The 22,198-nt window shown below is 39.6% G+C and carries 20 protein-coding genes; 16 read left to right on the top strand and 4 right to left on the bottom strand.

Going from position 1 to position 22,198, the window contains the following annotated elements; genetic code table 11:
• Window positions 1-199: 199 nt before the first annotated feature.
• Window positions 200-859: a DUF421 domain-containing protein gene (locus CCK98_RS25275; protein WP_088089118.1), complete on the top strand. Its 660-nt coding sequence runs from the start codon at window positions 200-202 to the stop codon at window positions 857-859.
• Window positions 860-905: 46 nt separating this feature from the next.
• On the opposite strand, the gene spoVB is transcribed toward CCK98_RS25275, so the two are convergent.
• Entirely contained in the window at window positions 906-2,453 is a 1,548-nt protein-coding gene (gene spoVB / locus CCK98_RS25270) for a stage V sporulation protein B (protein ID WP_088089117.1), read from the bottom strand.
• Window positions 2,454-2,591: 138 nt separating this feature from the next.
• Between spoVB and CCK98_RS25265 the strand changes: the two genes are divergently transcribed.
• The 6 genes from CCK98_RS25265 (at window position 2,592) to dtd (ending at window position 11,286) form a co-directional block, all read left to right on the top strand.
• A complete protein-coding gene (locus tag CCK98_RS25265) occupies window positions 2,592-2,888 on the top strand; it encodes a post-transcriptional regulator (protein WP_088089116.1) in 297 nt (98 codons plus the stop codon).
• Window positions 2,889-3,030: 142 nt separating this feature from the next.
• Window positions 3,031-5,295: a protein translocase subunit SecDF gene (gene secDF / locus CCK98_RS25260; protein WP_088089115.1), complete on the top strand. Its 2,265-nt coding sequence runs from the start codon at window positions 3,031-3,033 to the stop codon at window positions 5,293-5,295.
• Between the two features lie 247 nt (window positions 5,296-5,542).
• On the top strand, window positions 5,543-7,906 hold the full coding sequence (gene recJ, locus CCK98_RS25255) for a single-stranded-DNA-specific exonuclease RecJ (protein WP_088089114.1): 2,364 nt from the start codon (window positions 5,543-5,545) through the stop codon (window positions 7,904-7,906).
• Entirely contained in the window at window positions 7,897-8,409 is a 513-nt protein-coding gene (locus CCK98_RS25250) for an adenine phosphoribosyltransferase (protein WP_088089113.1), read from the top strand. Before recJ ends, CCK98_RS25250 begins: the two co-directional genes overlap by 10 nt.
• Before the next feature lie 221 nt (window positions 8,410-8,630).
• Window positions 8,631-10,829 carry a bifunctional (p)ppGpp synthetase/guanosine-3',5'-bis(diphosphate) 3'-pyrophosphohydrolase gene (locus CCK98_RS25245; protein ID WP_088089112.1) on the top strand — a complete coding sequence of 733 codons (2,199 nt, stop codon included), beginning with the start codon at window positions 8,631-8,633 and terminating at the stop codon, window positions 10,827-10,829.
• Between the two features lie 13 nt (window positions 10,830-10,842).
• A complete protein-coding gene (gene dtd / locus CCK98_RS25240) occupies window positions 10,843-11,286 on the top strand; it encodes a D-aminoacyl-tRNA deacylase (RefSeq protein ID WP_088089111.1) in 444 nt (147 codons plus the stop codon).
• A 412-nt stretch (window positions 11,287-11,698) separates the two neighbouring features.
• On the opposite strand, the gene CCK98_RS25235 is transcribed toward dtd, so the two are convergent.
• The 3 genes from CCK98_RS25235 to CCK98_RS25225 are packed head-to-tail and all read right to left on the bottom strand — an operon-like array spanning window position 11,699 to window position 14,064.
• Window positions 11,699-12,148 carry a PaaI family thioesterase gene (locus CCK98_RS25235; RefSeq protein ID WP_088089110.1) on the bottom strand — a complete coding sequence of 150 codons (450 nt, stop codon included), beginning with the start codon at window positions 12,146-12,148 and terminating at the stop codon, window positions 11,699-11,701.
• Between the two features lie 15 nt (window positions 12,149-12,163).
• Window positions 12,164-13,714: a cation acetate symporter gene (locus tag CCK98_RS25230; protein ID WP_088089109.1), complete on the bottom strand. Its 1,551-nt coding sequence runs from the start codon at window positions 13,712-13,714 to the stop codon at window positions 12,164-12,166.
• Window positions 13,714-14,064, bottom strand: a complete 351-nt coding sequence (locus CCK98_RS25225) for a DUF485 domain-containing protein (RefSeq protein ID WP_088089108.1) — start codon at window positions 14,062-14,064, stop codon at window positions 13,714-13,716. The genes CCK98_RS25230 and CCK98_RS25225 overlap by 1 nt, the downstream gene beginning before the upstream one ends.
• Before the next feature lie 275 nt (window positions 14,065-14,339).
• On the opposite strand from CCK98_RS25225, the gene CCK98_RS25220 reads away from it, so the two are divergent.
• The 9 genes from CCK98_RS25220 (at window position 14,340) to CCK98_RS25180 (ending at window position 22,045) form a co-directional block, all read left to right on the top strand.
• Window positions 14,340-15,668 carry a phenylacetate--CoA ligase family protein gene (locus CCK98_RS25220; RefSeq protein ID WP_088089107.1) on the top strand — a complete coding sequence of 443 codons (1,329 nt, stop codon included), beginning with the start codon at window positions 14,340-14,342 and terminating at the stop codon, window positions 15,666-15,668.
• A gap of 299 nt (window positions 15,669-15,967) precedes the next feature.
• Entirely contained in the window at window positions 15,968-16,924 is a 957-nt protein-coding gene (paaA, locus tag CCK98_RS25215) for a 1,2-phenylacetyl-CoA epoxidase subunit PaaA (RefSeq protein WP_088089106.1), read from the top strand.
• 15 nt (window positions 16,925-16,939) lie between these two features.
• Entirely contained in the window at window positions 16,940-17,299 is a 360-nt protein-coding gene (gene paaB, locus CCK98_RS25210) for a 1,2-phenylacetyl-CoA epoxidase subunit PaaB (RefSeq protein WP_088089105.1), read from the top strand.
• A complete protein-coding gene (gene paaC, locus CCK98_RS25205) occupies window positions 17,289-18,092 on the top strand; it encodes a 1,2-phenylacetyl-CoA epoxidase subunit PaaC (protein ID WP_088089104.1) in 804 nt (267 codons plus the stop codon). Before paaB ends, paaC begins: the two co-directional genes overlap by 11 nt.
• 27 nt (window positions 18,093-18,119) lie before the next feature.
• Window positions 18,120-18,617, top strand: a complete 498-nt coding sequence (paaD, locus tag CCK98_RS25200; protein ID WP_088089103.1) for a 1,2-phenylacetyl-CoA epoxidase subunit PaaD — start codon at window positions 18,120-18,122, stop codon at window positions 18,615-18,617.
• A gap of 17 nt (window positions 18,618-18,634) precedes the next feature.
• A complete protein-coding gene (locus tag CCK98_RS25195) occupies window positions 18,635-18,937 on the top strand; it encodes an EthD family reductase (RefSeq protein WP_088089102.1) in 303 nt (100 codons plus the stop codon).
• A gap of 2 nt (window positions 18,938-18,939) precedes the next feature.
• On the top strand, window positions 18,940-19,716 hold the full coding sequence (locus CCK98_RS25190) for an enoyl-CoA hydratase-related protein (RefSeq protein WP_088089101.1): 777 nt from the start codon (window positions 18,940-18,942) through the stop codon (window positions 19,714-19,716).
• A gap of 11 nt (window positions 19,717-19,727) precedes the next feature.
• On the top strand, window positions 19,728-20,501 hold the full coding sequence (locus CCK98_RS25185; RefSeq protein WP_088089100.1) for an enoyl-CoA hydratase-related protein: 774 nt from the start codon (window positions 19,728-19,730) through the stop codon (window positions 20,499-20,501).
• A 23-nt stretch (window positions 20,502-20,524) separates the two neighbouring features.
• A complete protein-coding gene (locus CCK98_RS25180; protein ID WP_088089099.1) occupies window positions 20,525-22,045 on the top strand; it encodes an aldehyde dehydrogenase in 1,521 nt (506 codons plus the stop codon).
• Window positions 22,046-22,198: the final 153 nt, after the last annotated feature.

Raw genomic sequence — 22,198 nt, 5'->3', positions numbered from 1 at the left:
AAATTATCCTTAAAAATCAGTACTGCCAGACCCTAGATACATGTTTCTTTCCTAGTACAAGCGTATTCGTAAAAGGAGAAAAGTAGAATATATTTTCTTTAATTTTCTGCTATGAAGAGTGGGCTGGTATTTTATTCCGCTAATTTTTTATCCATTTCGGCAAACAATATCGTTGAACGTAAAAAAAGGGGCGACGGTTGTGGAGGATTATTTAACGATTGTATTTCGAACGCTTTTATTATATGCAGTTATCCTAGTCATTTTTCGAGTCATGGGGAAAAGGGAAATTGGGGAATTAAGCATTTTAGATCTAGTTGTTTTTATTATGATTGGTGAGATGGCAGTTGTGGCCATCGAAAGAGTTCATACACCTTTGTTCCATACGTTGGTTCCAATGGTGTTGCTCATGCTGATTCAAATTACCTTAGCGATTTTTTCGTTGAAAAGTAAAAAATTTCGTAATCTGATTGATGGGCAGCCAAGCATTATTATTAATAGGGGGAAAATAGATGAGAACGCAATGCGGAAGCAGCGGTACAATTTTGATGATTTAATGACCCAGCTTCGAGAAAAGAACATTCGCAGTATTGCTGACGTGGAATTTGCGATATTAGAATCCTCTGGAAGTTTGTCCGTCATTGAAAAATTAAAGAATAATAATAATGAACCTGAGCTAGGCGATATAACCATCCCTTTAATCCTAGATGGAAACATTGAAGAAGAAAATTTGAAAAGAATTAACAAAACAAATCTCTGGCTTCGGCAGGAATTGAAAAAACAGGGCTATCGCGATGTGAAGAAGATTTCTTTTTGCAGTTATGAAAATGGGAAATTCTTTATTGATCTACAAGATGAATGAACAAAAGACACGCTAAGAATGCGTGTCTTATTTGTAAAGAAAGTAATTAGGCAAACAAGTTTCGAAGCCAGGGAATACGTTTTAGCTCTTCCTTTTTAATAAGCCCTAACAAAATAATCATGACCAAATAGGAAATGGACATGGCCATTAACGAAAATATAACTTTAATGGTTAACGGTTCAGTTAGGAAGGTGTTCTCAAATAACCAATAGCCTAACCAGCCTGTAACTCCCATGACTAGAAATCCCTTCAGATAATCGCGAACGTAAAATGAGAAGGAAATCTTTTTTAACACCGTTGCAAAATGAAGAACAGTGACTAATACAAAGCCAACGATAATTCCTAATGCCACCCCGTTAATTCCAAATGAGGCTTGCGAAGCCAGTAAAAAAATCACAGCTGTCTTAACGATGGCACCAATAAGACTATTAATCATCGCTGCTCGTGCAAGATTCAATGCTTGTAACACAGCTTGTAACGGTCCTTGATAGTAATAGAATAAAAAGAAGGGAGCCATCAATCTAATAAAATAAGAGCCCTTCGCTGAGCCATACATGAGTTCCATCAATGGGTTAGCCAGCACATATAGAACGACAACGGCCAGTCCACCCGATAAAAAGGCAAAGCGTAATGCTTGCTGTAATCGGTATTCAATCAATTTTTTGTTGTTCTGCGTATTGGCTTCGCTAATCGCTGGCACAAGTGATGTTGCTAAAGAAAAGGTGATGAAAGACGGTAACATTAACAGGGGCATCGCAAAACCAGTTAAGGCACCATATTGTTTGGTAGCTTCTACAGTGATGACACCAGCAAGGGCTAAGCTATGGACGACAACTATTGGTTCAAAGAACCATGCCACAGATCCAATCATTCTGCTCCCCATTGTCGGTAAAGCGATATCCATGAGTTCTTTGAAGGTTTGTTTCCCGCTGTGGACAAATTGAAAGAAATTTTTCCTAAGCTTAAAACGTTTTTTTAATTTAAAGGCAGTCATTAAGTAGATGAGTGAGACAAGTTCGCCGATTACTGAGGAAACCATTGCTGCTGCGGCGGCATATTCAATTCCATAAGGAAGGAACGCTTTTGTCATCACAGCAATCAAAGAAATTCTCACAAATTGTTCTAAAATTTGTGAGATTGCCGAGGGACGCATGTTTTGTCTGCCTTGAAAGTAGCCCCGAAGCACAGAGGAAATCGCAATTACTGGAACCACAGGAGCTATTGCAATTAAAGGATAAAAGGTTCTTGGGTCAGTAAACAATGTTTTTGATAGAATGGGTGCAAGTAAGATTAGCGCTGGCGTAAATATAAGTGATAAAGAAATAGTCGTCGCTAAGGATACAACAAGAATTTTTTTAATTTCTGCAAAATTTCCTTTTGCTTCTGCCTCCGCGACATTTTTTGAAATAGCAACAGGGAGCCCTAACTGTGTAAGCGTCACTACAAGGATGAATGTAGGAAACGCCATCATGTATAAGCCAACACCTTCTTCCCCAATACTCCTTGCTATTACAATCCGATTAATAAAACCAAGGACTCTTGTAACAAGACCTGCGATTAATAGGATAAAAGTCCCCTTTAAAAACTTCGACATGCGGATTCCCACCTTCTCAAATAAGAAGAATTCATATACAATTATCTATATGCCTAATGGTGGACAAAGCATGACAAGTAGTAAAAGCTTTTTGAAAAGTTCAATTCAGGTGGGAGAGCTCCCAAGGAGGCAGTCATAATGGATAATAGTCACAGATTCGAACATTTTCGCACCCAGGTCCAACCAGCAGTAGCAAGTAAACTCACGGAGTTTCAATTGCTAGGGATTGATTCTGTAACGGAGAAGGAACTTTGGGATTTTTTAATTAAGAAAAAGTGGAAAAAGGTAAAGGAAGAAATGAAACTGTACGAAATTATCCAAGAAATCCTGTCTGTTAAGGCGAGCGATTATCTCAGCTTCACGACGATTGAGGCATATAAAACGACCGAATTCTCATTTGATAATGAAGATGAATTGAAAGAGCTTTTAAAATGAAAATGCCTTATGAATTCATATTATTGTAAATTGACAGCCAATCTAACTTCTTTCATAATGAAGGAAGTGACTTTTTGGTAATTTATATAAGGATTATACGGAACAGTGCTAATGCACATGCACTAAGGAGGAACAATACATAATGGTAAAGCGCAGTAGAATTGTTGCTTTTTTTCTTGTCGTTCTAATTATAGGAAGCACAATGGGAGCAACAACAAAGAACATCTTAAACAATATGAAGCTAGGACTAGACCTTCAAGGTGGATTTGAAGTTTTGTACGATGTTAAGGAAGCGAAAAAAGGTCAAAAAATTGACAAAGAGGTTTTGGCTAGCACCGCTGAGGCACTCGACAAGCGGATCAATGTCCTTGGGGTAAGTGAACCTAGTATTCAAATTGAAGGAAAGAACCGGATTCGTGTGCAGCTTGCTGGGGTAACAGACCAGAATAAAGCTCGCGAAATCTTATCTACTCAAGCAAATCTAACCTTCCGTGATGCTAATGACCGTCTGATGATGGATGGTTCTGACCTAAAACAAGGCGGAGCTAAGCAAACTTTTGATGAAAATGGTGCACCAAGCGTTTCTTTAACATTAAAAAGTGCCGATAAATTCCGCAAGGTGTCCGAAGAAATTATGAAAATGGCACCAAACAATGTTCTTGTTATTTGGCTGGATTTTGAAGAAGGAAAAGACTCATTTAAAGAGGAAGTAACAAAAGAGAACCCTAAATTTTTATCAGCCCCAACAGTAAAGCAAATATTTAATCAAAATACAGTTTCGATTGTTGGCAGTTTTACTGCAAAAGAATCTCAAACCTTGGCTTCGCTTTTAAATGCAGGCTCCTTACCGGTTAAGTTAAAAGAGGTGTACTCAACTTCCGTCGGAGCTAAGTTCGGGGAACAAGCATTACATGATACGGTCTTAGCTGGGATCATTGGTGTTGTAATCATATATCTTTTCATGCTTTTCTATTACCGTTTTCCAGGTTTCATTGCTACTGTTACGTTATCAATTTATATATTTCTCGTCTTATTAATTTTTGATTGGATGAATGGGGTTCTGACCTTGCCGGGAATTGCCGCGATTATTCTCGGAATCGGTATGGCCGTCGACGCCAACATTATTACTTATGAACGGATTAGAGAAGAACTAAAGGTAGGTAGAAGCATTAAATCAGCGTTCCAAGCTGGTGAGCAGCATGCCTTTACAGCTATTCTTGACGCCAACTTAACAACAATCTTAACAGCTTGTGTTTTATTCTTTTACGGGACAAGCTCAGTAAAAGGGTTTGCGACAATGTTAATAGTGAGTGTCCTGATGAGCTTCCTCACGAATGTATACGGTGCAAGGTTATTGCTAGGGCTATGGGTCCAAAGCGGTTTATTAAATAATAAACCTGGTTGGTTTTCAGTACGCAAGTCCCAAATTAAATCTATTAACGATAATGTAGATACAATCGATCTTCCGACTCGATTTGATAAAATTGATTTTGTTAAACTTAGGAATAAAGTATTCATCCTATCCGGAGTTCTCCTTGTTGCCGGTGTAATCATTCTCGCTATTTTCCGTATGAATTTAGGAATTGATTTTTCAAGCGGAACACGTGTAGAGGTTCAATCAAGAACACCTTTAACCACTACCCAGGTGGAAAGTGCTTTTAACAAACTTCATTTAACTCCAGATGATGTCGTCATTTCTGGTGATAAAAAGCAAATTGGTGCCGTCCGAATGATTGGGGTACTGTCAAAAGATGAAATTTCAACTTTAAAAGCAGATTTTAAAAAGCAATTTGGCTATGAGCCGAATGTTAGCACCGTTTCTCCGACGATTGGAAAAGAACTAGCGAAAAATGCCTTTTTTGCAGTCTTGATTGCATCAATTGGTATCATTCTCTACGTTTCGATTCGGTTTGAAGCATATATGGCTATCGCCGCGATTGCTGCCATCCTTCATGATGCATTTTTCATGATTGCTATTTTTAGTATTACAAGACTTGAAGTAGATTTAAACTTTATCGCCGCAATTTTGACCATTATTGGTTACTCAAACCATGATACGATTGTTACTTTCGATAGGGTCCGCGAGAATATGCAAAAGAAAAAACGGCTTAAAACGGTTCAGGATATTGCTGAAGTGGTAAATGTTAGTATTCGCCAAACTTTAACACGGTCGTTTAACACCGTTTTAACAGTCCTCATTACGACAGTATGCTTAATGATTTTTGGAAGCCCAGCAATTCGCAATTTCTCTATCGCTTTATTCGTTGGATTAATTATTGGGGTATATTCCTCCGTCTTTGTCGCAGGTTCTTTATGGTATGTATTGAAATGTAAAGAGTTGAAGAAGAAGGGCGTTATTAAAACGGTAAAAGAGAAAAGAAAGTATTCTGATCAACCACAAGTATAAATTTAGTTGAAAACCGCAGATATCCTGCGGTTTTTCTTTTGTCTAGCTCCGGCGCCCAGCGACTAGTGAACTTCGCTCTCTTCCCTACGATAAGTCAACATCGAATCGCTTACGCTCTTCGTGTTTCCTTTATCTCAGTCAGAGCGCTCCAGTCCATACGTCGCTAACCGGGCGCCTCCGCTTTTCTTTTATTGAATCCTGTATTCCACTCCTGTATAATAAGAAGGTCTGAGGGGTGAACATACACATGTTAAGTTCGAAAACGAGATGGATTGTTCGGAAATCCGATGAACAACTGATCAATAAGCTAGAAACTGAATTGAAAATAACGCCTCTTGTCGCTTCACTGCTTGTCAACCGTGGCTTTAATACCGTTGAGTCTGCACGGTATTTTTTATTTGGAAAGGAAGAATTCCACGATCCCTTTCTCTTAACAGGGATGGATATTGCAGTTACGAGAATTCGTGAAGCCATCGAAAACCAAGAGCCGATCCTCATTTTCGGCGATTATGACGCTGATGGAGTAAGCAGCACATCAGTTTTAATGATCACGCTTCGTGACCTTGGTGCAAATGTTCAATTTTACATCCCTAATCGTTTCACTGAAGGATATGGCCCGAATGAGGCCGCATTCCGGAGTGCAGCGGAAAATGGAATAAATTTAATTATTACTGTGGATACTGGAATATCAGCTACCTATGAGGCATCCGTTGCAAAAGAGCTAGGCATGGATCTCATCATTACCGATCACCATGAGCCTGGGCCGGTATTACCTGAGGCACTTGCGATCATTCATCCCAAACTTCCTGATAGTACCTATCCGTTTCGAGAACTGGCAGGAGTGGGTGTAGCCTTTAAACTTGCCCATGCCCTTTATGGAGAGGTTCCAGAGCATTTGTTAGAAATAGCTGTGATTGGGACGATTGCTGATTTAGTCTCGTTAAAAGATGAGAATCGCCTGATCGCCAAAAAAGGACTTGAAAAACTAAAAACAACGAATAATATTGGCCTTAGAGCCATTTTAAAGCTGGCAGGGGTCGATCCCATGTCGATAAATGAAGAAACAATTGGCTTTACCCTCGCGCCAAGGATTAATGCCGTGGGGCGTTTAGAAGATGCTGACTTAGCTGTTCAGCTGATCTTAACCAATGATCCATTTGAAGCAGAAAGCCTTGCATCAGAAATGGATGCTCTCAATAAGTCAAGACAGTCGATTGTTAATTCGATTACGACTGAGGCGATGGAAGAGGTTGAAAAGAATTTCCCGATCGAGTCTAATAAAGTTCTAGTCATCGGTAAGGAAGGTTGGAATGCCGGAGTCATCGGAATTGTTGCCTCAAGACTCGTTGAAAAGTATTACCGGCCAACGATTGTACTGAATTTTGACCCGGATAAGGGAGTGGCAAAGGGTTCGGCCCGCAGTATTGCAGGTTTTGACCTATTTAAAAATTTATCAACCTGCCGTGATATTTTGCCGCACTTTGGAGGTCACCCCATGGCAGCAGGGATGACCTTAAACCTAGAGAATGTTGCGGAACTCCGCACAAGGTTAAATTTACTGGCAGATGCTCAACTGACTCATGAAGATTTAATTCCAGTAACATATCTCGATGAGGAAATTAAACTTCAACATGTAAATCTATCTTCATTAGATGAAATGAGTCTACTTGCTCCTTTTGGAATGGACAACCCCAAACCCAAGGTTTTAATCAACAATGTCGATATTACAAATATCAGAAAAATTGGCAGTGAGCAAAACCACTTAAAGGTATTAGTGAATGAAAGTGGTGCTAATCTGGATGGGGTAGGCTTTGGTTTAGGACCCTTAGTGGATCATATCTCACCTGCATCAAAAATTTCGTTAATTGGAGAATTATCTGTTAATGAATGGAACAATATGCGTAAACCACAAATTTTCATCCACGATATTGCCGTGGAGTCATGGCAATTATTTGACTATCGCGGACAAAAGCGGATCAACAGCCTTTCAAATGCTGTCCCTGCTGATAACAGGAAGTTTATTATTTTTAATCAAGAACACCTTGAAAAAATAAACCCTAATTTGATCGATGAGACCATTTTTATTAAAGATGTGGAAGATGCAAAATCGTTCGATGGGAACAAGGCAAATATTGTTCTAGTTGACTTTCCTTCATCAAAAGAAATCCTAAAGGTTTTATTTAAAGGGAAACAGCCAGCTAGGATTTATGCATATTTTTATAAAGAATCCAGTGATTTCTTTAGTACTGTCCCGACCCGTGACCATTTTAAATGGTTTTATGCTTTTCTTTTAAAAAAGGGTCCGATTGATCTTAAGCGACATGGGGGTGACCTCGCGAAGCATCGCGGTTGGTCGCAGGAAACGATAAACTTTATGTCAAAGGTGTTTTCTGACCTGGATTTTGTTACAATAAACAATGGATTTATAACTTTAAACACCGGAGCGCAAAAGCGTGACCTAACTGACTCTCGAACCTACAAAATAAAACAAGCACAATATGAACTTGAAAGGGAACTATTGTTTTCATCCTTTCAGGATTTAAAAGCCTGGTTCGATCAAGTTTTTCAAGAGTCGGTTGAAACTGAGGAGGCAATTGAAGAATGGACTTAAAAGAATTTATTACAATCGTACCTGACTGGCCAAAAGAAGGAATTAAATTTAAAGATATCACCCCTTTAATGAATGATGGTGAGGCCTATAAATATGCAACAGACCAAATCGTTGCTTATGCAAAAGAAAGACAAATTGATCTGATTGTCGGACCTGAAGCCCGAGGATTTATTATTGGCTGTCCGGTTGCATATGCCTTAGGCATAGGCTTTGCCCCAGTCCGTAAAGAAGGTAAACTTCCACGGGAAACGATTAAAGTTGGTTACGGGCTTGAATATGGTAAAGATGTTCTAACCATCCATAAAGATGCCATCCAACCAGGCCAACGTGTCCTAATCACGGATGATTTGTTGGCTACAGGCGGTACAATCGATGCGACGATTCAATTAGTGGAGCAACTTGGCGGTGTGGTTGCAGGGATTGCTTTCTTAGTTGAGTTAAGTTATTTAGAAGGTAGAAAAAAACTTGATGGTTATGATGTTTTAACATTGATGCATTATTAAACCATTAAAGAGGGCACTCGGGACGAGTGCTCTCTTTATATAATTTAAAGCGGAAGTGCCCATTTAGCATACTTTTTCCTGAATAGTGTGGAAAAAGACTCTCAATCTCTTTACATCTTGGCTTTTTTTTTCGATAATAATAACAATCATTCCTATTTAGAACAAATTTTTAGAGAATGACATTTATATAAATAAAATGAGACGAAAATAAAGGTGATTTCATGGCGAATGATCTAGTGTTAACAGCCGACCAAGTCATCGACAAGACTCGGAATTATTTAAATGATGAACATGTTAAATTTTTGGAAAAAGCATACGAATTTGCAAAACATGCTCATCGTGAACAATATCGAAAATCGGGGGAACCGTACATTATTCATCCGATCCAGGTTGCTGGTATTCTAGCTGACTTGGAGATGGATCCTGCCACGGTTGCAGCTGGTTTTCTTCATGACGTCGTTGAAGATACGAGTATATCTTTAAAAGATATTGAGTCTTCTTTTAATGACGAAGTGGCCATGCTTGTCGACGGCGTAACCAAATTAGGGAAAATTAAATATAAATCTCACGAGGAACAGCAGGCAGAGAACCACAGAAAAATGTTTGTGGCAATGGCCCAGGATATCCGGGTCATCCTTATTAAGCTTGCCGACCGTTTGCATAATATGCGGACACTTAAACATCTTCCTATAGAAAAGCAGCGTCGGATTTCAAATGAAACACTTGAAATTTTTGCACCTTTGGCACATCGTCTTGGTATTTCTAAGATTAAATGGGAACTGGAAGATACAGCCTTAAGGTATTTAAATCCGCAGCAATATTATCGAATTGTTAACTTAATGAAAAAGAAGCGCGCTGAACGTGAGCAATATTTAGTGGATGTCATTGAAGAAGTAAAGAATCGAATGGGTGAAGTGTCCATTAAAGCAGAGCTTTCTGGCCGTCCGAAGCATATTTATAGCATTTATCGGAAAATGGCCTTGCAAAACAAGCAGTTCAGTGAAATTTATGATTTGCTAGCTGTTCGAATCGTCGTAAACAGTATTAAAGATTGCTATGCTGTTTTAGGGATTATTCACACTTGCTGGAAACCAATGCCCGGCCGTTTCAAGGATTATATCGCGATGCCGAAGCCTAATATGTATCAATCCTTGCATACTACCGTAATCGGCCCAAAAGGAGATCCGCTTGAGGTTCAAATTAGAACGTATGAGATGCATCGGATTGCTGAATTCGGGGTGGCAGCACACTGGGCTTATAAAGAGGGCAAAGAAGCACTTAACGAGAGCACTTCTTTTGAACAGAAATTAACCTGGTTCAGAGAAATACTCGAGTTCCAAAATGATACCGCCAATGCGGAAGAGTTTATGGAGTCATTGAAAATTGACTTATTTTCGGATATGGTTTTTGTGTTTACACCAAAAGGTGATGTCATTGAGTTGCCGTCTGGTTCTGTTCCTATTGATTTTGCTTATCGAATTCACTCCGAAATTGGCAATAAGACGATAGGCGCAAAAGTGAATGGCAAAATGGTGACGCTGGACTACCGGCTTAAGACTGGTGATATCATCGAAATCCTTACATCGAAACATTCATACGGTCCAAGTCAGGATTGGTTGAAGCTGGCGCAAACATCGCAAGCGAAAAACAAGATTCGGGCCTTCTTTAAGAAGCAGCGCCGTGATGAAAATGTCGATAAGGGCAAAGAGATGGTTGAAAAAGAAATCCGTAATATGGAGTTCGATATTAAAGAAATATTCACCGCTGACAATCTGAAAAAGGTTGCTGAAAAGTTTAATTTCTCCAGTGAAGAAGATATGTATGCAGCAGTTGGTTATAATGGTGTAACGGCTTTACAGGTCGCCAACCGATTAACCGAGAAATGGCGCAAAAAGAGGGATCAGGAGCAGAGTTCGAATATTACCAATGCCATAACGGACCTAAAAACCTTCCCATCTTCCAAAAAACGTGAATCCGGTGTCCGAGTTTCCGGGATTGATAATTTACTGATTCGGTTATCAAGATGCTGCAATCCGGTTCCTGGCGATGAAATTGTTGGTTTTATTACCAAGGGGCGCGGAGTCTCTGTTCATCGTTCGGACTGTACGAACATTGATTCTAATGATGCTCAGTCAAGGTTAATCCCGGTAGAATGGGAATCGTCCTTAAATGATCGAAAAGAATATAATGTTGATATTGAAATTAACGGTTATGACCGAAGAGGGATTCTCAATGAAGTACTACAAGCTGTAAGTGAAACAAAAACAAATATTTCTGCCGTTTCAGGCAAATCGGATCGGAATAAAATGGCGACGATTAGCATGTCGATTGCCATACACAATGTGAACCATTTACAAAAGGTGGTTGAACGAATTAAACAGATCCCCGATATTTATTCCGTCCGTCGAATGATGAATTAAGGAGTTTCCAAAAATGCGTGTAGTTGTTCAACGAAGTAAAGGTGCCAGCGTAACTGTTGGCGGGGAAGTAACTGGTCAAATAACAAAGGGGTTTGTCTTACTTGTCGGTATCACCCATGCTGACAAAGAAGAGGATGCCATCTACCTAGCCGATAAAATTGCCAACCTCCGTATTTTTGAGGATGCCGATGAAAAGATGAATCTATCTTTATTAGATGTTGGCGGTGAAATTCTTTCTGTTTCGCAATTTACTCTTTACGGTGATTGCCGAAAGGGGAGGAGACCAAACTTCATGGAAGCGGCCCGGCCAGACCAAGCTGTTCAACTTTATGAGTTACTTAACAGCTTGCTGAGGGAAAAAGGGATTCGTGTTGAAACCGGCATATTCGGTGCGATGATGGATGTTGAACTCATCAATGACGGTCCCGTGACGTTGATACTCGAAAGTAAATCATAAAAAAGGCTTGGCACTTTTAAAGTGTACCCGTTGTAAAGGACATTTTTAAAAAAAGACCTAGGCAGTTTGAACTAACCTATTCAAATGAGACATTGAAAAAGCATCAATTACGCTACCTGTTCCCTCAACTCAATAGGGGATAGGTAGTTTTAATTTTGCCTGAAGTAGTGTTTGAATATTCACCACTTAATTTCATTTGAATAACAGTCATTTTAACTTCTTCTGAGTAAGTATTTTTTTCCCCAAAAGAAAACACCTCCTGAGTTTCGTATTATTTAAATACGATTCAAGGGGTGCTTTTTCCTCTGTCTTATTTAACTAGGTCTCTCCGGTTTTTGCCCGGTTTTTCTTATTACTTCCATAGTAAAAAGCAACCGGACGAATCGATTGATTTACCCGGTTAATAAAAGCTTTATTTATCCTGTTTAACAAAATAATGACTCTTTCTGTAAACCATCGCTTCCATTGTTGCGATTAGTTCATTTTCACTTTGGACATCGATTTTGTACCAAGCGAGTTTGTGATTTTTCTTTATTTCTTTTGCATTTGCAGTTAAAGTCCTGCCACGTTTACCAGCTGATATAAAGTTAACATTAGTTGTGACACCCACAGCTGTTTTGCCATATGAGTTGCTCGCTGCGGCAAATACGTAATCTGCAAGTGAAAAGATAATGGCACCGTGAACTGTTCCATGTGCATTAAGCATCCGGTCGTCAGGGATTAATTCCGCTTCCGCTGTTCCAGGTCCGAGATTTGTCAGCTTCATGCCAAGAAAAGCTGCAAATGGTTCGTCTTTTAGAACTTGCTTAATTTCATCATAATGTAAATCGTGAATTGCCTGATCATCTAATTGAATTGTCATGGAATTCTCCTTTCCTTAATGATCTTTGGCTGAGCTAATGCCATACCCAGTGTTTGATTTAAACAATACTTCTGCGAATTTATTTTTGTCTTCTTTTGCTTTAGACAACATTGTACCTATATAGGCACCTATAAAGCCAAGAGGCACGGTGAAAATGGTCGGGCTGCTCATTGTGAAAATAGGGTCTCCTGTGAAAATACCCATTCCAGGTTGGGGATTCCATACATTCGGACTAAGCAAAACTAAAACTAGAGAGCTGATTAACCCAAACATCATGCCGGTGATCGCTCCGATTGCATTAAATCGTTTCCAGTAAATTGTGCAAAGAATAACCGGCAAGTTGGCGCTTGCTGCAATACCTAATGCAAGTACAGAAAGAAAAGCAACATTCAGCGACTGTGCGAACAAGGCTAGCACGATTGAAATAGCTGCAACACTAATTGCCGAGATACGTGCTACAAGAACTTGCTGATTTTCAGTCATTTTTCCGTCTTTAATAATTTCTCCATAAATGTCATGTGCAAAGGCGGATGCTGACGTTAAAACAAGGCCGGATACTACCGCTAAAATAGTGGCAAATGCGACAGCTGAGACGAATGCAAACAAGAATTCACCGCCTACGGTTAATGCGAGAAGCGGCGCGGCCATGTTTCCAGCAGGGTTAGCCTCAACAATGCGGTCAAAACCGACGAATGAAGCAGCACCGAACCCTAGGAAAATCGTCATAATAAAAAATACGCCAATAAACCATGTTGAATATACAACAGATTTTCGTGCCGTCGCCGCATCTTTTACAGTAAAGAAGCGGACAAGTAAATGAGGAAGTCCTGCTGCGCCGAGGACAAGTGACATATTAAATGAAATCATATCAAGTCCATTCGTGTATTTATTACCTGGATTTAAAAAGTCATTACCAAGGGGTGTTGCTGTCTTAACATGGTGGAACATTTCTGAGATGTTAAAGTTATATCGGGAAAATACAATAAACGTCAAAACGGAAGAACCGCCCAGCAAAAGCGCGGCTTTTGTTATTTGTACCCAGCTTGTCGCCCGCATCCCACCGAAAATAACATAAATTGTCATTAATACACCAACGAGAAGAACTGAAAGACCGTAATCGATTCCGAGAAGAAGTTTAATCAATCCACCCGCACCAACAAGTTGAGCAATCATATAAAAAATAGAAATGACAAGAGTGTTCGCTGCAGCGATCCCACGTACCTTTTTGGACTTAAAACGAGCAGAAATCATATCGGCTAACGTGTATTTTCCAAGATTACGAAGCGGCTCCGAAACAAGGTATAATAAGACAAGGAACGCGACAAGATTGCCAATGCTCATATAAAATCCATCGAAACCAATCAGAGCGATAGCCCCAGTAATACCGAGAAAAGAAGCGGCAGACATAAAGTCACCAGCTACAGCCAATCCATTTTGCCATGCAGTCAACCCGCCGCCAGCTGTATAAAAATCGCTCGCGTTTTTCGTTTTTTTAGAAGAATAATAGGTTATTGTAAGCGTTAACAATATAATACCTAAAAAAAGTATAAGAGATAATGTACTCATCAGCCAAGCTCCTTCTGGTATTTAGTTAAAATGTTTTGGGCCATTTTGTCATACTTCTCTGATTTCTTAAGGTAGACAATTCCACCGATCCAAACCACAACGAATTGAAGAAGTGCATAAACCCATGCCCATGTTAGACCGAGAAAAGCTTCTCCTTTTAATACATTTGTATAAGCAGCTAACACAGGTAAAACAAAATAAAACGTAAGGAAGAAAGTGGTGACCGGGATAATAAATGCTTTTTTCTTTTGAAGTAAACCCTTAAAATCTTCGGTTTCAACCAATTGATAATAGGGCTTCTTTTCGACATGTTCTTCGGTTAAGTAGCTTTTTTTTACTGGTGATTCCATAATAACTCCTCCTTGAATAAAACGATTTTAAAACGGTAGTGATAAAAAGTGATATATGTCACTTTCGTTTTAAACCTATCATAATTAGAATATTAAGTAAATTAAAATATTTAATAAAATTTTATATTTTCTATTAAAATTCAAAGTTAACACTATTGACAACGTGGAAATGTCGTATTAATCTGAAAATGTATATTACTAGATTTTTTATTTTCGTTTTAATTCTGTTATGTAATTTCAGGAACAATGAAAAGCAAATGAGGGGGACTGACACAATGTACAATCCAGAAATTGAAACTGCTACCCGTGTTGAAATGGAAAGCTTGCAGCTGGCACGTCTTCAAAAAACGGTTAGTAATGTATTTGAGAATGTACCATTTTACAAAGAGAAATTTGATGAACTGGGTATTACGCCAGAAGATATTCAACAGTTAAGCGATGTGACAAAGCTTCCATTTACCAAAAAACGGAACTTTCGTGAGCAATACCCATTCGGTCTATTTGCAGTTCCCATGGATGAGGTTGTCCGCGTTCATGGATCGTCTGGAACGAGTGGAAAGCCGACAATTGTAGGATATACAAAAAATGATATTGAAAACTGGTCCGTAATGGTTGCGCGTGCAATTGTCACTGCAGGTGGCCGGAAATCTGATATTTTTCATAACGCCTATGGCTATGGATTGTTTACAGGTGGACTTGGTCTTCATTACGGAGCAGAAAAGCTAGGCGCTGCAACATTACCAATTTCAGGGGGAAACACAGATCGGCAAATTACACTTATTAATGATTTGAAACCGAGGGGTATTTGCGGAACGCCATCTTATATTCTAAATATGGCTGAAAAGATGGAAGAAATGGGGATGGACCCTGCTGATAATGGAATCGAATATGGTATTTTTGGCGCTGAGCCTTGGTCAGAAGAAATGAGAGCGACACTTGAAAAGAAATTAAATTTGAAAGCGGTTGATATTTACGGCTTAAGTGAAGTAATGGGACCAGGTGTTGCGATAGAATGTCATGAAGCACAGGATGGACTTCATATCGCAGATGATCACTTCCTGGTTGAAGTGATTAATCCAGATACGCTCGAACCGTTAGCAGATGGAGAAGTTGGAGAACTTGTTTTTACTAGCTTAACGAAGGAAGCGCTGCCAATTATTCGTTATCGAACAGGGGATCTTTCCTCTATTACTCGAGAAAAATGTAAATGCGGACGTACGACAACAAGAATGTCCAGGGTAAAAGGTAGAACAGATGACATGATCATTGTCAGAGGTGTAAACGTTTTCCCTTCTGAAATTGAACGGGCATTGTTGCAAGTGAAGGGACTCGTTCCTCATTATCAGATTCACCTTGTAAAGAAAGGTGCAATGGACAGTGTTGAATTACATGTTGAAATTGAAAGTGATTTCTATACTGGAATTGATGGAGACTTAACACATGCCGATGTTCAGAAATTGAAGAAGACGGTCCAGCACCATATGAAAAACACATGTCTAGTGACGATGGATATCGTTGTCAACATTCCAAAAGGCATCCCGCGTTCTGAAGGAAAGGCCATTCGTATTGTTGATAAGCGAAAAAGTGCTATGATCAGCGTATAATGAATCTGTCATTATCCCAGCAGGGAATGATGCATGCAGTTCCTTCATTTTCGTCAAGAAGAACAAATGCCATTCCCTTCCGATTGTAATCAAAATTTTCTGGTGCCCGTGCACCGCATCCACAATTTAGCTAATAAAGTAGGGTCGTCACTGTTTAAAGTATCGTTGAAATAAAGGAGAGTATTGCCCATACTTTTTATTTTGAAATAATGACGCAATATTCTTGCTTTATATATAACAATAAAATATAATTACGTTAAATAAACGTTATATTGTTTTTAAGAAAAGGGGGATTTGAAATGAGCGTTCTTTTAAATGAAATAACAGAACAGGAAAAGCTGGAGCAATTTATAGCTAGGATCGAAGCTGGAGATAAAATTGAAGCAGATGATTGGATGCCAGATGAATATCGGAATACATTAATCAAATTAATTTCCATGCATGGTATGAGCGAAATAATGGGAGCACTTCCTGAAAAGGAATGGGTACCGAAAGCTCCTACTTTGCATAGAAAACTTGGGATTATGGCGAAGGTACAAGACGAAATGGGACACGGACAATTATTGCTTCGTGTGGCGGAAGATTTATTGAAACCATATGGAAAAAAGCGGGACGATCTGATGCAGGATCTTTTTACTGGGAAATTAAAGTTCCATAATGTTTTCCATATGGAAGCTAAATCATGGGGAGATGCAGGGCTGATTGGCTGGTTAGTTGACGGAGCGGCCATTATCACCCAAACGGATATGCTTGGTGCTTCTTACGGTCCATATGCCCGTGCCTTACACAGAATTTGTGCAGAAGAGGTTTTCCACGCTCAACACGGAGAAGCCATTATTATGGCTTTAGCTGAAGGGACAGAAGAACAGAGACAAATGGTGCAAGATGCACTTAATTATTGGTGGGAATCTTTGCTGCTTTTCTTCGGACCGCCAAGCAAGAATGAAATGGGTGCTTCAAAACAAGATGTTACCTTAAAGTATAGAATCAGAACGGGCACGAATGAAGGACTTCGTCAATCTTTCTTTAGCAAGTATATTAAGCGGATTCATTCACTTGGTTTTACTATTCCGGATGAAACGCTGCGATTTGATGAAGAAACAGGAAAATGGATTTATAAACAGCCTGACTGGAATAAATTGAAGAAGATTGCTAGAAATGAAGGACCTCGTTCACAAGAGCGCTTGAATCTTAGGAGAATTTCATACAAAAATAACCAATGGGTACGTGAAGCATTGTCTCCAAAGACTGTCTAAGGGAGGGGAAGGAACATGGAAACTAGGCAAGAATCATATTTTGAAGAGTTTGAAGTATTTAGCCGCAAGACCCCAACTGCACCAGTACAATATCATTTTAGCTTGCTCGCACCAAATGAGGATATTGCGATCCTGATGGCACAGGAAAACTTTATGCGACGTGAAGCAGTGGATGATATCTGGGTTGTGAAACGTCAGAATATACGTAAAATGACTTCGGAAGAAAAGAAAACGCTTCAACGTTTAGATAATAAAGAATACCGCACAACAAAAGGGTATGGCTATTTAAAGAAAAAATGGCGGAAATATGAACAAGAAATGCTTGATGAGAAGGAAATTTTGTCTTGGGCAGGAGGCGTAAAAAATGGCAAATAATTCATCAGTAGAGAATACGGCAATTAAAGAGTTGCTATTTCAATTAGCAGACGATGATTTTATCCATTCCTATCGTGGATCTGAATGGCTGGGTCTCGCTCCTCACATTGAGGAAGACGTAGCAACTTCCTCCATCACCCAAGATACAATGGGTCATGCGACCATATTCTATCAATTGCTAGAAGAACTCGGTGAAGGGAATGCAAATCAGCTGGCCCATGATCGTCCAGCTAATGCAAGGCGCAATGCGATTATCTTGGAACTCGTGAATGGACCTGGCTATTATATGAAAGAACCGGATTATGATTGGGCTTTTGCGGTAGTACGAAATTATTTTTATACCCAAGCCAAAATGATTAAGATTCAATCATTACATTCAAGTTCGTATGAGCCGCTGGCTGAAGTTGCCGCAAAAGTGCAAATGGAACTTTACTATCATCTAATGCATTGGAAAACATGGTTCGTTCAACTTTTAGGTTCAGGCCATGAAGAAGCTGTTTCCCGAATGAAAGCAGCTATTGAAATAACGTTGCAAGATTTCCAAGGTGTGTTCTCTCTGGGAGAACATCGAAATAAAATCATGCAACAAGGTTTAATTGAAAGCGAAGTGGTTTTACTGAATAAGTGGAATCAGGCTGTTGCACCTATATTGGAAAGTGTTGGGCTCCAAGGACCCCTTGAAATAGGAATGGCTCAAGGAGATGGACGAAATGGGAAGCACACAGAGGATTTAGAGAAGGCACTCGAAACTTTAAGTGAAGTATACGCTAGTAATAAAGCAGCTTCCTGGTAATACAAAAGGAAAAGGGGGAGGGGTACGATGCCTACCGTGTTATTAACATCAGAAGAAATATATAAACTACTGGAAAACGTAAAAGATCCCGAAATTAATACAGTCAGCATTCTAGATTTAGGAATGGTGGAAAATGTGGAGATATCAGGATCAGATGTTTCAGTAAAAATACTGCCTACCTTTCTAGGTTGCCCAGCTCTTCCTATCATTCAAAAAAATGTTGAAACGGCTGTTAAACAGCTGCCAAGCGTAGAAGGAGTGAGCGTAGAATTCCTACATTTCCCATCCTGGACATCTGACCGGATTACGGAAAAGGGGAAAGCGGGACTAAAGGTATTCGGAATCTCCCCTCCCCCTCGACAAATGAAAGAGGATGGATCGTGGCATATAGATTGTCCGTATTGTGAATCGACGTATGTCACGATGGAAAACATATTCGGACCAACAGCGTGTCGCAGCATTTTATATTGTAAATCATGTAAAAATCCATTTGAAGCAATGAAACCAATGATTAAATTTATGTAAAATATGGAGGGAATAAAATGGTAAAGTTAATTGCTCTATATAAGCAGCCGGAAAATAAAGAAGAATTTGATGAACATTATTTTAATGTTCACGGTCCGCTCACAGATAAAATCCCAGGTCTTCAAAAAATGGTCGTTACGAAAATCGTCGGAACACCAATGGGGAAAGACTCTGAATATCACATTCTATGCGAAATGTATTATAAAAATCATGAAGCGCTTCAACAAGGTATGCGTTCCCCTGAAGGAAAAGCATCAGGAAAAGACTTGATGGGCTTTGCTGGGAAACTCGTAACCATGATGATTGGTGAGGAAGTTTAAGGATGGGACTGTTTCAATATATTGAAACTTCTGTCGAGAATGAAATTGGTTTTATTACCTTAAATAGGCCTAAACAATTGAATGCGCTTAACCGGACGATGGTCGGTGAAATTGTTTCTGCAGCAGAAGAATTCGACCGTGATACCCAAGTGAAAGTAATCCTATTATCCGGTCATGGAAAAGCATTTTCTGCTGGGGCGGATATTGATGAGATGGCCAATGATAATCCAATTACGTTGGAATTGTTAAATCAATTCGCTGATTGGGACCGGTTAAGTCTCGTTAAAAAGCCTATCATTGGTGCAGTCAAAAGCTTTGTATTCGGCGGTGGCTTTGAACTTGCCCTATCATGTGACTTACTTATAGCTGCAGGAGATACACTGTTTTCCTTCCCAGAGGTAACACTTGGAGTTATGCCTGGAGCAGGAGGGACACAAAGACTGACGAAGCTAGTAGGTAAAACAAAGGCACTTGAATGGATCTTGACCGCCGAAAGAATCAATGCAGATACAGCCTTAAAATATGGCATTATTAATAAAATTGTCGCACCTGAATTATTGATGGAGGAAGCAATAGCTTTCGCAAGAAAGATTGCGGTACAGCCATCTTTAGCGGTCAGAATGATCAAAGATTCTGTTAATAAGGCAGTGGATTACTCCTTATATGAAGGAATGCAATATGAAAGAAAAAATTTCTACTTGCTCTTTGCTTCAGAAGATCAAAGGGAAGGCATGGAAGCGTTTGTAGAAAAAAGAAAGCCTAATTTTACAGGCAGATAAGGAGTTATGCTATGTACGAAACAATTACTTATCGGATTGAAAACGGGGTAGCTTGGCTCAGTCTAAACCGACCAGATAAACTGAATGCTTTTACATCACAAATGAATAAAGAAATCCAAAGGGCAATTAAACAATCGTCAAACTCTCATGAAGTGCGTGCGATTGTCATTAACGGAGAAGGAAGGGCCTTTTGTTCCGGCCAAGACCTAGCAGATGTGGATGACAGCATGAATTTAGGGCAAATGCTCCGTAACAATTACGGTCCGATGATGAAGGAAATCGCCAGATGTGAAAAACCAATTATTGCAGCAGTAAACGGTGTGGCTGCAGGGGCGGGCTTCAGTCTGGCATTAGCCTGCGATTTCCGTCTTGTCTCTGAGAAAGCAAGCTTTTTAAATGCCTTTGTCAATATTGGGTTAATTCCTGATTCGGGTAATCTGTATTACCTTTCACGAATTGTGGGTCATGCAAAAGCATTAGAGCTATCTGTTTTGGGAGAAAAGGTACCTGCTACTGAGGCAGAAAAAATGGGTCTTGCTACAAAAGTAATCGGTGTAGAGGACTGGAACGAGCAAGTGACAGCCTTTGCAGAAAATATTGCCAGTAGACCAACGAAAGCAATCGGCTTAATCAAAAGGTATTTAGAAGCCTCCTACCATCATTCTTTTGAAGAATATTTGAAAGAAGAAGCGGAAGGACAACGAATTGCCGGCTTAACGAAAGATTATGTTGAAGGGGTAACGGCATTTACTGAGAAACGCAAAGCTCAATTTATAGGTGAGTAACATAAAAAAGGGAGTGGGATGAAATGGTAAAAGTACAGGAAGCAGCAATTTTTGAAAAAGTAGAAATGAAGCGTGATTATTACCATCTAGTTATTAATGGTGAAAGAGTGGAAAGTTCTAATGGAGCCACTATTGATGCTTACAATCCTGCCACTGGTGAAATCCTTGCCAAGGTTGCAAAAGCTACACAAGAAGATGCAGAAAGAGCGGTACAAGCAGCTCTTGCAGTATTCGAAAACGGTAAGTGGAAGAGATCTCCTATTAATAAACGCTCTCGTATTTTAAATAAAATTGCGGCGATTATGCGTTCCCGTTTTAATGAATTAGTTGAATTAGAAGTATTAAATAGCGGTAAATCGATTTCGGCCGCACAAGGTCAAGTTATGCAAGCTGTTGAAGTTTTCGAATTTTATGCAGGTGCCATTGTAGGACATAGCGGCTCCGTAAATAATATGGCAGGTCAATTCCATAACTATACAGAGAAAGAACCTGTAGGTGTATGCGCACAAATTATTCCTTGGAACTACCCTTTGATGATGGCGGCGTGGAAAATTGCACCTGCAATCGCGGTTGGATGTTCTGTCATTGTGAAACCGGCTTCGTTAACTCCGATAACTGCCATTGTTTTAGGTGAAATTTGTATTGAAGCAGGAGTTCCCGCAGGAGTAGTTAATGTTATTCCTGGTTCTGGTTCTGACGTTGGAAATTATCTAGTTGAACATCCGAATGTAAGTAAAGTAGCTTTCACAGGTTCTACACCAATTGGCAGAGATATCATGGGCAAGGCTTCACAAACATTAAAGCGTGTAACATTGGAGCTTGGCGGGAAATCTCCTAATATCGTGTTCGAGGATGCTGATATTGAAGCGGCTATAGATGGGTCACTATTCGGTATTTTCTATAATACAGGACAATCTTGTGAGGCGAGATCTCGCTTATACGTACACGAGGATATTTATGATGAATTTGTTACTAGATTCGTAGAAAAAACGAAAAAGCTTAAATTGGGAAATCCATTAGATAAAGAAACACATGTTGGGTCCGTTATCGATCAAGGTCAATTAGATGTTGTTGATAGCTATGTTCAATCAGCTATTGCAGATGGAGCTGAAATCTTAGTAGGTGGAAAGCCGGCTGTAGTTGAAGGATTCGAAGGCGGTTATTGGTATGAGCCGACGGTCATTGGTAATGTAAATCACAATATGAAAGTAGTGAAAGAAGAAATCTTTGGACCAGTTGTTGTAATCATGAAGTTCAAAGATGAAAAAGAGGCAATTAGACTAGCAAATGACACAGAGTTTGGTCTTGGTTCTGCTCTTTGGACGAAAGATGGTGCCCGTGCAACTCGTGTCGGTAACCAAATCCAAGCAGGGATTGTCATGGTAAACTGCCCATTCTCAGCTTTTCCAGGAACACCTTTCGGCGGTTATAAACAATCAGGGTTCGGAAGGGAGCTTTGTATTGAGACATTAGATCTTTATACTGAAACAAAAAGTTTTATTTCCTATTATGGAAGCCGCCCATTAAATCCTTTCGGCATTTAATAAGGTGAAACTTCTATCAGGGGCCTGCCGTTGATGGATATTAAACCGAGATACAAAATAGTGAATAAAGGCTGGCTGAAACATATTTCAGAAACATCATTCGGGTATAGCTGGATGCTAATCTGATTCTATCGCAGCCAGCCTCTATTATGT

Source organism: Bacillus sp. OV166 (assembly GCF_900177675.1).
Taxonomy (GTDB): Bacteria; Bacillota; Bacilli; order Bacillales; family Cytobacillaceae; genus Neobacillus.
This window is presented reverse-complemented; position numbering and strand designations above follow the sequence as displayed.